10 protein-coding genes are annotated in these 12,074 nt (G+C 40.3%); all 10 read right to left on the bottom strand.

All coding sequences use genetic code 11. The annotated features are described in order from the left end of the window. Positions 1-39: 39 nt before the first annotated feature. Entirely contained in the window at positions 40-759 is a 720-nt protein-coding gene (sigE, locus tag MHI16_RS07650) for an RNA polymerase sporulation sigma factor SigE (RefSeq protein WP_007499746.1), read from the bottom strand. Between the two features lie 58 nt (positions 760-817). Continuing rightward, complete coding sequence (gene spoIIGA, locus MHI16_RS07645) at positions 818-1,747, bottom strand: sigma-E processing peptidase SpoIIGA (protein WP_061407730.1); 930 nt, start codon at positions 1,745-1,747, stop codon at positions 818-820. 237 nt (positions 1,748-1,984) lie between these two features. Further along, entirely contained in the window at positions 1,985-5,488 is a 3,504-nt protein-coding gene (locus tag MHI16_RS07640) for a S8 family serine peptidase (RefSeq protein WP_342498154.1), read from the bottom strand. 291 nt (positions 5,489-5,779) lie between these two features. Further along, on the bottom strand, positions 5,780-6,925 hold the full coding sequence (gene ftsZ, locus MHI16_RS07635) for a cell division protein FtsZ (RefSeq protein WP_003211613.1): 1,146 nt from the start codon (positions 6,923-6,925) through the stop codon (positions 5,780-5,782). A gap of 33 nt (positions 6,926-6,958) precedes the next feature. Further along, a complete protein-coding gene (ftsA, locus tag MHI16_RS07630; protein ID WP_012009874.1) occupies positions 6,959-8,281 on the bottom strand; it encodes a cell division protein FtsA in 1,323 nt (440 codons plus the stop codon). A gap of 159 nt (positions 8,282-8,440) precedes the next feature. Further along, positions 8,441-8,809: a small basic family protein gene (locus MHI16_RS07625; protein WP_003210988.1), complete on the bottom strand. Its 369-nt coding sequence runs from the start codon at positions 8,807-8,809 to the stop codon at positions 8,441-8,443. Continuing rightward, positions 8,809-9,534 (bottom strand): DUF881 domain-containing protein, encoded by a 726-nt coding sequence (locus MHI16_RS07620; protein ID WP_058014051.1) that lies wholly within the window; start codon positions 9,532-9,534, stop codon positions 8,809-8,811. Before MHI16_RS07620 ends, MHI16_RS07625 begins: the two co-directional genes overlap by 1 nt. A gap of 20 nt (positions 9,535-9,554) precedes the next feature. Next, on the bottom strand, positions 9,555-10,244 hold the full coding sequence (locus MHI16_RS07615) for a DUF881 domain-containing protein (RefSeq protein WP_003211621.1): 690 nt from the start codon (positions 10,242-10,244) through the stop codon (positions 9,555-9,557). Then, positions 10,241-11,020 (bottom strand): cell division protein FtsQ/DivIB, encoded by a 780-nt coding sequence (locus MHI16_RS07610; RefSeq protein WP_058014052.1) that lies wholly within the window; start codon positions 11,018-11,020, stop codon positions 10,241-10,243. Before MHI16_RS07610 ends, MHI16_RS07615 begins: the two co-directional genes overlap by 4 nt. A 127-nt stretch (positions 11,021-11,147) precedes the next feature. Beyond that, positions 11,148-12,059: a UDP-N-acetylmuramate dehydrogenase gene (gene murB / locus MHI16_RS07605; RefSeq protein WP_003212095.1), complete on the bottom strand. Its 912-nt coding sequence runs from the start codon at positions 12,057-12,059 to the stop codon at positions 11,148-11,150. Positions 12,060-12,074 lie beyond the last annotated feature (15 nt).

Below are 12,074 nucleotides of genomic sequence, written 5' to 3'. Positions count from 1 at the left end.
TTTGACAGTGCAGGCACAGAGCTTTTTTAAAAAATTTTTTTAGACCATTTTATTAAATTCTTTTTGTAATCGTTTAATGATTCGTTTTTCAAGTCTCGAAATATAAGACTGGGAAATTCCAAGCATGTCAGCGACATCTTTTTGGGTTTTTTCCTCGCCGCCAACTAAGCCAAATCTTAGTTCCATGATCTGCTTTTCGCGGTCATTTAATTGCTCTAGCGCTTTTTTCAGCAATTTTTTATCTACATTTGCTTCGATATCCCGCGTGATAATATCATCATCTGTTCCAAGTACGTCTGATAAAAGCAGTTCATTTCCGTCCCAATCAATGTTGAGCGGCTCATCAAACGAAACTTCTGACCGGATTTTATTATTTCGGCGCAAGTACATCAAAATCTCATTTTCAATACATCTCGACGCATATGTTGCCAGCTTGATCTTTTTTTCTGGGTTAAATGTATTGACTGCTTTGATCAGACCAATGGTTCCGATACTAATTAAATCCTCAATATTAATACCAGTGTTTTCAAATTTTCTTGCGATGTAAACGACTAAACGCAAATTTCTTTCAATCAGAATCGCTCTTGCGGTTTGATCTCCCTTTGGTAATTTGACAAGCAGCTCCTGCTCTTCATCCTTTGATAATGGAGGCGGCAGCGCTTCACTTCCACCAATATAATAAATTTCATCACTCTTTAGACCTAGCTTCATGAGGAGTTTATACCAGTAGTAAGTGAGTTTAAATTTTAATTTTTTCATCTTCTTCTCCCTTCTAAATGTCAAGTTGACCTCGTAAGATAAAAGACATCACCAAAAACTACGACACCCCTTGGATGATTTTCCCGTCTAACATATCTGGATGAATGATGGATTGAAATTCCTGATCTGCCGATAAACCGCTCAGACTCAACCCTACAAAACACTTAGCAGGCTGAATCATATGCGTCTTTGAATAAATGAAGACTGTATCTGGTTTTAGGCATAGCAGAAAGCCGTGATCATGACCGACTGCTCGATATGGAACAAGTCTTAATCGATCAAGAAGAGGAAATTGATCATCGATCTTTTGCATGACTTCAACAGGATGAGACTGTTTCATGAGCTCTATAAATGGCTCTCCGCAAATGGCTGTTAGCTGGTCAGCCTGAACAATCATGACCGGTGTTTTTGTCATAGGATCATACAGCTGGTTGCCAGAATCGACGAGTCCCTTTAAACGAATGGTTTCTCCATGAATGTGTAGTTCCACAAGCACTTGTTCATCATACTGTCTTTTTTTCGTACCAACCTCTCCTAATCTTTTCTTTGAAAACAGCCAAATCGCAGGAAACCCAGTTAAAACAAAAAGCCAGCTAATCGGATCACCAAAGCCATCATTTTGTGAAATCAGCAGACCATTTTGAATCACTGTATTGGTTTGCAAAAATGAATGAACCCCGATCATGCCTCCTCCCATCAAAAAAGTTACAAAGTAAAAAGCAAACAGATTTTGAAAAAAGGAACGAAATCTTTGAAAACCAAAGGTTGCAAGAACGATGAAGATAGAAAAAAGTAGTTTGCCTAAAGGGTGTGACACAACCATTGCAAATGGTGTAAAGAGCAAGAGAACAATGCTCGATCCAATGAGAGCTCCTAACATATATCGCCTTTTTTTTACTTGTCGTTTGAGAATAAATGCAGTGAGTAAGAGAAGCAATAGATCAAAACAAAAGTTTAACAGCCAAATCACATCTAAATAAATGACCACCTTCTGCTCCTTTCATCTGAAACAAAGAATCAAAAGCAGTACTTGCACTTGTTTGTACCAGTATAAAACAGTCATGAGATGGAAGTCTGTCAATTCTTGTTGGGGATGATAGAGAACTTTTGGTGGATTGTTATTGTTTTTGTCGAGGAATGAGAGAGAGTATTCTTCTGGACAAGCCATCAACAATTGTTTAAAAGAAAAAAGACACGCTCCTAGAAGTCGTGTCTTTTGTTTATATTACTTTTCATTGATGCTTAATGTACCTGAAGCTTTTTGTCTTGTGACATTTCCATAATCATCTCGCACAATGACTTCTACGACCGCACCTTTTGCTTTAGCGGTAGAAGTAGCAGTCCAGTAACCTTCATACGTTCCGCTCGATACTTCGCGAAGCGGCAGCTCTGTAGTATTTTGAAGCTTTGATCTCGCGTTTGTCAGCGGCATGTGAATGACAAACGTTGCGTCTAGCTTTTCTCTACTATGAAATGAAATCTTAACAGACTCCCCTGATGCCAGATGGACATTATCTGCTGGAGTCAGCTTAGAAATCTCAGGTGCCTCGTATTGAACATCGATATTGATTTTTTTAGTCGTTTTGTTTCCTGCTGCATCTTTCGCTGTGACTTTGATCGCATTTTCCCCGTTCTCAAGCAGTATTCTTGCGGAATACTTCCCTTCTTTTATGGTTGCCTTTTTTCCATTTACAGTGACTTGATCAAGATGATCATCTATGACCTTTCCTTCTACAGTGAACGATTCTTTATTCGTCTTTTCCCCTTTTTTCGGTGTATCGATGGTGAGCAGTGGATCTGTTTGATCAATGATCACCTTTACTGGTTTGGATCGTTTTGTTGCGCCTTTATCCGTAACAGTTGCAGCAGTGAATACATGCTCTCCGCTTGATACTGTGACCTTTTCTTTAAAAGCGCCTGACTGATCTGCTTTCACTTTGGCAATCTCTTCATCGTTTTGATAGATCGCTACATCAAGCCCAGGAGAGGCTTTGCCTTCAATCTCTAGTTCATCTTTGTTCGTAATGATTCCTGCCTTTGGAGATGTAATCTCTGGCACATCTGCTTCATAGTCAACAAGCGCACGAATCATATAATTCCCCTCTTCTTTTGGAGAAGGAGAAAAAGCACCGCTTGTCAGCTGCCAGCTTCTTTCAGCATTTGGTCCATCCTCATCAGTTGCAAGGCCTGGAGATTCCGTATTCTTTTTCGTTTGAATATAGACAAGATAGAAATCTCCATCCACTGTAATGGCTTGATCTTCTAAATCTACTTTTGTCCATTCCCCGTTACGCAGCGCATTCGCTTTGAGAGGTCCTGCAATTTTCTCCCCTGGAGCTCCGTTCTTCCCAGAAGCGTCATACACTTCAACCGCAAAGTCATTCCCTCCAGGAGCTGGCCACTCTGATGACCAGAAACGGAAAAGCCCTCCTGTGAGTTGCGCTTGTTTCTTCCCCTTTTCTAATGAAAACTTCACAGCCCAGCCATTGCCAGGATCATAGAAAGCTCTCGCATTTTCAGCTGTTCCGTCATCGTAGCCAATTTCCCCAGCAAAGCCGATGAATGGTTCTAGATGAATGGCTTTTTCCACCGGCTTTTCTGTCACATCTGCTGTAAAAGAATATCCTTTAAACCCTTTGGCAAATACTTTGACGGTATAGACACCGCTTAATGCCTCTAGAGAAAATTCACCAGATTCATTTGTTTTCACCGGCTTAATTTTCGCATCCTCTACAAGGTAAACCGTGGCATCCTTTACTTTTTCACCCGTTGTTTCATTGGCAATTGTGCCAGATATCGTTCGTTTCTTTAGTGGCTGTAAGGCGAAATTCGCCTCTACTGTTTCTTTTGAAGAAATATGGACGGTTTGTGTGCGTGATTCAAATCCGTAAGCTTCGGCTTTCACTGTGAATTCACCTGCACTGTGAGGAAGCTGATATCTCCCTGTCGCTTCATCTGTGTACGTTGACTTGCCGCTTTCAAGAACACTGATTTCCGCTTTCATAGGAAGAGCTTTGATGGACGGAGAAGCTAGATTTTTTTCCTTTTTCTTTTCTTTTATGTTCGCAGGCTTCTTATGTGGATGTACAGCCTTATCTTTTTTAGGCATGGCTTGATCTGGTATTTTCATCTCATCTAAATGAACATCTTCGTTTGTCACCTGTCCTTCAATCATGCCAATTCCATCTGTTAATGCCGTAATCGCTGCTCTTGCATCAACTAAACCTGCCCCATAGCCATTGTTTGGAGACTCCGGGAATTGCTGATCAGTTAACGGCTTCGCAGTATCAATCAGTATTTGTTCAATCTGTTCAACAGAAAGATCTGACTGTACTTGGCGAAGAAGAGCCACAACAGCTGAAACATGCGGACCAGCCATCGACGTCCCATTCCAGCCATCCTCATACCCTTTCCCAGGAATGGATGAACGAATGTTTACCCCTGGGGCCGCAATATCTGGTTTCATGACACCATATGGAGACGGACCTTGAAGTGAGAAAGACCCCAATTTGTTATTTTGATCCGTAGCACCCGTTGCAAAGGCCTCTTGATAGTTCGCAGGATTCGCAATGGAGCCTTCACCACCAGGGTTGAATAAATCGGTATTGCCAGCTGAAAACTCTGGGAAGATGTCCGCCGCTCTCCAAGCATTGACGACATCTTTATACCAATCATCAATACCAGGCCCACCGCCCCAAGAGTTATTGACGACATCAGGTGCCTTTTCTGGATGCGGGTTTCCCGCGTCATCTTTTGGTGCTAAAATCCACTCACCTGCATCAAGCAGATCAGCATCTGTACCACCATCTTCTGAGAAAGCTTTCACCGCAATCCATTTTGCTCCCGGTGCGACTCCGATTTGATTCTTTCCATCTGGCTCAGAGCCAACCATCGTTCCCGTTACATGGGTACCATGCTCTAAATCATCATATGGCGCTTCAGATCCTGTCGTAGCATCGTACCAATTGAATTCGTGAGTTGGTTCATTCGGATGTGCTGGATCAAATCCACGGTATTTTTCCTTTAAAGCAGGATGATCCCATTCCACTCCTGTATCAATACTTGCCACAACTGTACCAGTACCGTCATAACCTAAAGTCCACGCTTCTGGAGCATGAACTTGAGAAATGTTCCACTCGACCCCATCTACTGCTTTCATTTGTTTTTTCTGCTTCGTCTTCAAATCAACCGGTCGGTGAATTTGACGGGTTTCGTTTGGCAGCACTTGATCTACTTCTGGGAAGGCAGCCACCTGTTCCATGACTTCTTTCGTTCCCGTCACCGCTAAACCATTCACAATATAGTACGAATGAATCTCCTTCACTTGCTTTTTCTTTTGTTCTTTTTGTAAATACGTAAGAAGCGCTTGCTGCGTCTCCTCAGACGTTGCTCTTAATTCGGATACGACAGCTGATCTTTTGGCGTATTGCGTTTTAGCCGCTGTTAATTTCTGTTTTTCGGCTTTGGATACCGCTTCCTTCGCCACTTTTTGAGTATTTGTTTGCTCTTTCATTTTGATTAAAAATGTCACCTGATCATCCTGCTGAAACTGTTTCATTAATCTAGATGAGATCTTTGCTTTTGTTGTCTTAGAGGAGACAGCTTCCTCCTGATATGAGGTAGAAGTCGATTTTGCTTGAACCATCCCAAAGCTTGTCATCGTTAAAGTACCAATCACCAAAAGACTCATCAAACGATAGCCGGCGGTCTTGCGAAACTTCAATTTCAATCAAATCCCTCCTCCTCAAATGGCCAAACAGAGTATAGGTCTCACTCCTTTCCTTCTGTTGTTCATGACAAGATTCATGGTGTTCTATTTAATGTAGTCAAATAAAGTTCATCATTTTGTCGTTTTTTGTAAGAGTGAGTGAAAATGATTCTTTTTTCTTAAATACCATAAGTCAAATTACATATGGAAATTGAAGTGACTTTCACTCATTTAAGACTTTTTGATTAGACCCTCTTATACGCTGAAACATGAAAAAACCCCTTCCATTGGAAGGGGTTAAGCGATACTCGATTAGCGTTTATTGCGGTTGCGTAAGAACGTTGGAATGTCTAGCGTATCATCACTTGATTGTGTATTTTGTCTTGGCTGAGATGATGGCTGTTGATGTTCCTCACGTTTCACTTCACGTTTTTGAGGAATGGATTGATTTTGCTTTAATCCTTGTCCTAATGGGTTTCTTTGTGATTTTGTCACTTCTGGTTCTTGCTCAATGAATCCAGTAGCGATCACAGTCACCACAATTTCATCCTTCAAGTTATCGTTGATGACAGACCCGAAAATCATGTTTACATCTTCGTCAGATGCAGAAGCCACAATATCCGCTGCTTCTTGCACTTCATAAAGACTTAGGTTTGTACCACCCGTAATGTTCATGATGACACCTTGAGCACCATCGATCGCTGTTTCTAGAAGTGGTGAAGAAATGGCTTTCTTCGCGGCTTCCGCAGCACGATTTTCGCCTGTTGCGACGCCAATACCCATTAGAGCCGAACCTTTATTGGACATGATGGTTTTCACGTCAGCAAAGTCAAGGTTAATCAGACCTGGTGTTGCAATTAAATCGGAAATCCCTTGAACACCTTGTCTAAGAACGTTATCTGCCGCGCGGAATGCTTCCAGCATTGGCGTGTTTTTATCAACAATTTCAAGCAAGCGATCGTTTGGAATCACAATTAATGTGTCAACTGCTTCTTTCATAGAAGCAATTCCTTCAACTGCTTGAAGCTGACGTTTTCTTCCTTCAAATGTGAAAGGACGAGTCACAACTCCAACTGTCAATGCACCAGAATCTTTTGCGATTTTTGCAATGACAGGTGCAGCACCCGTACCAGTTCCACCGCCCATACCAGCTGTAACGAAGACCATGTCTGCGCCTTTTAATACTTCTTCAATCTGCTCTTTGCTTTCCTCAGCAGCTTTTTTACCGACTTCAGGATTCGCACCTGCTCCAAGCCCTCTTGTCAGCTTAGCACCGATTTGCATTTTAGTTTCTGCTTTTGATAGATTTAATGCCTGTGCATCAGTATTGACTGCAATAAAATCGACACCTTGTACGTCATTTTCAATCATTCGGTTGACAGCGTTATTCCCGCCGCCACCTACTCCGATTACTTTAATTGATGCTAGGCCGTCTATATTTGTTTCAAACTCCAACATGCTGAATCCTCCTAATCCGTCGAAAATCTAATTCTATTCCCAGAACATATTAAATAGTTTTTTCATTTTGCCCGGTTTTTTATTTGTCTCTTGTTGTGCTTTTTGTTTTACTTTCGGTCTTGGCTGCGCTTCTTTCACTTGTGGTGCAGAAGAAACCGGCTCCATGGATGCGCCTACTTCATGAAACGCCTCATCTGGCATTTGGAATCCAACCTGTCTGCCCTGAATCTTTGCATTGCGATAAGCAAAGTGGATCAGACCTACTCCTGTCATATATTGAGGCTCTCTCACCCCGATATAATTCGGACTTGCAATCCTAACATTGTTTTGCAAAACCGTCTGTGCAAGAGAAAGAATACCTGGAATGGCTGCTTGTCCACCTGTTAGAACGAATCCACCAGGCAAATCATGGACACCCATATTTCTTAATTCCTCTGCCACAAAGAGTAAGATTTCCTCCAGCCGCGCTTCAATAATGTTAGCCGCATCAAGCTGTGTATACGTTTGTTTTTGATCGGTACCGATCACAGAAACTTCAAATGTCTCCTCAGTCGATGCCTCATCATAAAACGCATGCCCAAATTGTTTTTTGATTCGTTCAGCTTCTTCAGTGGAAGTTCTAAGTCCTATAGACAAATCTTTTGTTATGTTCTCTCCGCCCAAAGGGATACTGTGAGTAGAATAGAGATGCCCGTTTTCAAATACGGAAATCGTTGTAGAACCGCCGCCAATATCGACAAGAGCTACTCCTAGATTTTTTTCATCTTTCGATAATGCTGCTGAGCCCGATGCGAGTGGCTGCAAGCATATATCCATTATTTCAATTCCAGCTCTTTCTACACATCGGAGCCAGTTATGTAGAATCGTTTTAGAACCTGTAATTAACGATCCTTCCACTTCTAGCCGAACACCAAGCATTTTTTTCGGATCTGTGATCTCATCTCTTCCGTCGACGATAAATTGTCTCGGAATCACGTCTACGACGAGATGTTCTTGAGGAATAGATACTACTTGTGCAGCATCTAAGACACGTCTCACATCTTCAGCATGTATTTCTTTGTTTTCACTAGATACTGCGACTACGCCGCTCGTATTCTGAATATGAATGTGGTTTCCGTTAATTCCGACAATTGCCTTTTGTAAAGGAAAACCTACCATTCTCTCAGCCTGTTCAAATGCTTGTCTAATAGAATGAACTGTCTCATCTATATCAACAATCGATCCTTTTTTTAACCCCTCTGAAGGGACATTTCCAACACCTATAATGTTAAGCGAATCATCCGCCATTTCTCCGACGATGACTTTTATATTGGATGTACCGATGTCAAGGCTGACGTAAATTTCATTGTTGTTCATTCTATGGCACCTCCTCACATATCAATACTTTCTATTCTATTATTTGCTGAACAACAATACAATGAATGTGTTTTTACAAGTGTGTAACAAAACTTAAAAAATCAACATTTTTTATTAGGATTACTGAAAATATTCGTTACATCATATGTATATCCTTTTTTATGACTCACTTTTTTTCTTTTTTTCTCTAGAAATTGTCCATTTTGTTAGTAGAATTCTTCTGATAACTGCTATATTTTGAAACAATCTAACGCCGAATGCAAACATTCCGACTAAGTACAAGTCTACACCAAGATGGACGCCCAGAAAAGCTAAACTTATTGCCAGTATAATATTAAAGAAGAAGCCTGACACAAACACTAGTTCATCGTATGCCCCTTGCAGATGTGCCCGGATTCCACCAATCAATGTATCGAGCGCAGCAAGTACAGCGAGGGAAAGATAATTAGAATACTCATTCGGTATCGTAAAATTAGTTAAGAAACCGATCGCAACTCCTATGATTAAGCCAAGTACAGGTAGCCACATTAAGATTTCCCCTCCTTTACATCGTCAAGAGGCTTCAATTCGTTTACTTGAATTGCACCGTCATATGCTTTTAAGTGGATTTTTTTCTTCGGCTGGCTCATTCTCAAGCTGAAGTTTTCCTGAGCAAACAAATCACCAATATCTGATACATTTAAACGGCTGTATAATTTGTCGGCCTGCTCACTAATCATTTTAATGATGACTTCATCACTATCTAAGCTGTAGCCATCCATTTTTGTTGTGCCATTAATATCTCGAATGACACTTGTATTAATGACACGGCGATCATTGATGGAAATATGTTTTGCCCCAAACATATTGGCTTCATTAATTAATTTTTTCAGAAGATCAGGTGGGATGTTTTTCACTTCTTCTCCGGTAAGGTCCTTGGAAAAAAGCTGAGATATTTCAATTTCAATCCCCTCCCCTTCCACTTCTGTAAAACCAGCCTTTTCTTTTAAATCTTTTAACGTTTTTGTTAATTGAGCTTCTTTTGATCGATCTCCTTGATGACCATATTTTTTTAGCATCTCGTCATATTTATCAATTTCTTTCAGCAAATCCAATTCCTTACTTTTAGATGCGGATAAATCCTCTCTCAGTTCCCACACATCACGAGTATCTCGAACTTTGGGCTTTTGTAAGGAATTAAATTGGATGGAGACCATGATGCCAAATATGATCATTAAAGCTGTTAGACTAAGTAAAGGCTTCTTTTTCCTCAACACCACTCACCTTTTCACTTTTAATCTTTGTTTCTTAAAAGAGGGTTCATACGAATATCCGTTTTCTCAATCGTCATTGAAATGTGATCACTTGTCAGCTGATCGACCACTCCCCCTGCAATATTTAAAGCAGGTATTAACACAGCTGGATCACCAATAGCAGATATGACAAATGGTGCTGGATGCTGAACACCATCTACTGTGACAACTGGACCGTTACAATGTATGTATGATTGGTGTGTGATTCTTTGTCCATTAATAGATACAGCAGAAGCACCTGATATAAATAGTTCGTTTATCACATGAAAAATATGGCTCTCATGCACAATGTAATTATTGACATTTTGTCCACTCGGGATATAAGATGCATCTTCAAGAGACACTTTTACCCCTTTTCCTTTTACACCGATCTCTCCTGTAAACATTCTGTATTTCTCAACATCTTCCAGTACATTAAAATACTGCTCTTTTTCATTTTTCAAATTGGACTCTGTTGCTTGTACCTTTGATTGAAGACTATATAATTCTTTTTCGAGTTTCTGATTCGCCTTTTCTTGCGTTGTGAGCTGACTTTTCAGGGAGTATTCTTTTTTCCATTGCTCTGTCCGAATGACATCTGCCTGATGCTGCTTTGTATATTGGTATGAAAAAGATATCAGAAAACCAAGAACAAGCATGACAATTGAGAATATAACTGTTTTGCCCCTCAACGCTCATCTTCCTTTTTCTTAGATTTAAACGCTTCGAAATACGTAGCGACTTCCATATGAATTGTGCCTTTTTCAGATGACGAGAGCTCTTTTACAATGGCTGGATAGGTTTTCATTTTATCACCGAAAGTTTTAATTGAAGCAATCACAGTGTTTCCGTCATTCATATAAAATTTAACTAGCCACTTGTTTGAATTGGTCGGCACATAATATACTTCTGAGATGAGTTCCTGAATAGAGGCTGGCAGCTGATTTAAAGATTTAACGGTTTGCTTCAGCTTCTCCTTATTGTCCCAATCAACAAAAATAGGTCCTGCATGACTCGGTGTCACTTCTTCTGGTAAAGCGGTCCCATTTTCAAGAAGCTCATAATATAGATTTCCCTTTTGAAGATACGCAATATTTGCATATTCTTTGACAGCAATACTCACTTTATTTGGGAAATGCTTTTTGATACTGACACTTTTAATCAATTTATTTTGCTTCATATGATCTGCTGTTAAATCTTTATTTAAATTCCAAAACTCTGTTTCGCCTTCTTTAATTTGTGAAAGTTTAACAAGCTGTTTTGTTGAGACATGTTCGTTACCTGTGATGGTTAAAGAAGATATCTTGCTGATAGGTGTCTGCAAATAAACAATAATTAAAACCATGATAAAAAACAGTAGTATAAAAGAGATCAGTCTCCGATTCGCTTTTTGCTTCCTTTGTTCTTTAATTTTAGGAATTCGCTCTTCTATATTGACGATCTTTTCATTTTCATGATCAGGCCGCATATATACTCTTCACCTCATTCAAAGCTGCTTGTCGACACCTTTGGGTCATCATTTTGATGAGAAAACAAACGGCATGAAAAAATGCCGTTTGTTTTCCTCTGATGTCATCATTTATAAAAACTACCTGTTAATTTTCTTCGCCGATAATTTCTACTTCTGTATGCATCTCTACGTTGTAGTCTTCTTTAATTTTCTTTTGGATGAACTGAATTAAGTCCAGCACGTCTTGAGCAGTGGCTCCACCAGCGTTGACAATAAAGTTGCCGTGCATATCAGAAATTCTAGCTCCGCCGATTTGGTATCCTTTTAAATTCGCTTTTTCTACAAGCTGTCCTGCATATTCAGGCAGCGGATTTCGAAAAATACTGCCAGCACATGGCCGATTATAAGGCTGGGTTTCTTTGCGATAATCTTTATTTTGCTGCATCTTCTTTGTGATTTTCTCGCGGTCATCCTGCTTGAGCTTAAACACAGCTTCTAGAACAATGCCAGGTCGTTCCTTTTGTAGGACTGACGTCCGATAGCTAAAATTCATTTGTTCATTTGTAAGCCACTCGATGCTTCCATCTTCAAATAAGATTCTAGCCTTCACAAGAATCTTACTGATATCAGATCCATGTGCACCTGCGTTCATATAAACAGCTCCGCCAATAGATCCCGGAATACCAGCTGCGAATTCCAGTCCTGAAAGACCTTGTTTACTAAGTGATGTTGCGAGCCTTACGACAGAGTAGCCGCCGCCGACTGTAATTTCTTCATCATTTACAGTTAGGTGATCCAGTCCAGCACCCAGCTTTAGGACAACTCCTCGAATTCCTTTATCGAGTACAAGTAAATTCGACCCTCTTCCAATAACCGTCCAATTCGTATGGTGTTTTTTCACATGATCCATGATCGTTTTCACTGCATCGATATCTTTTGGGATGATCAAAAGATCTGCTGGTCCGCCTATTTTCATTGTTGTATGATTCGCAAGCGGCTCATTTTCAAGTACTTTACCAACTTGCGCTTCTAATAATTCATTCTTCAAGTTCTCCATATTACCCTCCGCCTT

This window comes from Bacillus sp. FSL K6-0923, from assembly GCF_038630825.1.
GTDB classification, from domain to species: Bacteria; Bacillota; Bacilli; order Bacillales; family Bacillaceae; genus Bacillus; species Bacillus pumilus.
The sequence above is the reverse complement of the archived record's forward strand: the minus strand, read 5'-3'. Positions and strand labels throughout refer to the sequence as shown.

Excerpts from the sequence above, each read along its gene's own strand:
- sigE (WP_007499746.1), bottom strand. The coding sequence starts at position 759 with ATGAAAAAATTAAAATTTAAACTCACTTACTACTGGTATAAACTCCTC.
- ftsZ (WP_003211613.1), bottom strand. The coding sequence starts at position 6,925 with ATGTTGGAGTTTGAAACAAATATAGACGGCCTAGCATCAATTAAAGTA.
- ftsA (WP_012009874.1), bottom strand. The coding sequence starts at position 8,281 with ATGAACAACAATGAAATTTACGTCAGCCTTGACATCGGTACATCCAAT.
- MHI16_RS07625 (WP_003210988.1), bottom strand. The coding sequence starts at position 8,809 with ATGTGGCTACCTGTACTTGGCTTAATCATAGGAGTTGCGATCGGTTTC.
- MHI16_RS07610 (WP_058014052.1), bottom strand. The coding sequence starts at position 11,020 with ATGCGGCCTGATCATGAAAATGAAAAGATCGTCAATATAGAAGAGCGA.
- murB (WP_003212095.1), bottom strand. The coding sequence starts at position 12,059 with ATGGAGAACTTGAAGAATGAATTATTAGAAGCGCAAGTTGGTAAAGTA.